This is a genomic window from Burkholderia sp. GbtcB21, from assembly GCF_019091065.1.
GTDB classification, from domain to species: domain Bacteria; phylum Pseudomonadota; class Gammaproteobacteria; order Burkholderiales; family Burkholderiaceae; genus Burkholderia; species Burkholderia pyrrocinia_C.
Genome location: NZ_JAGXKA010000389.1, coordinates 1 through 245, shown reverse-complemented (window position 1 = coordinate 245; position 245 = coordinate 1). Strand labels below are relative to the sequence as shown.

1 pseudogene is annotated in these 245 nt (G+C 67.8%); it reads right to left on the bottom strand.

From position 1 onward, the window contains the following. Positions 1 to 245 (bottom strand): annotated as a pseudogene (locus KVT39_RS37165) (GNA1162 family protein); the annotation flags it as partial.

The following is a 245-nucleotide window of genomic DNA, read 5'->3' as shown; positions in this document are numbered from 1 at the left end:
CGGACACGCCCGTTGCGCTCGCGTGAATCCGGTACACGGTGCCGTACTGCGAGACCTTCGAATACAGCGCGGCGTCCGCGCCGTAGATCTCGCGCAGCTTCGCGGGCGGCGTTCCCTGGATCTCGGCCGCGTTGGTCAGGCCGTTCTGCTTGTACGTCTCGTCCATCACCGCGACCGGCACCACCTAATAGCCGGACTCGGCGAGCGGCAGCGTCATTTGCGACAGCACCCCGCAGGTGGCCGCG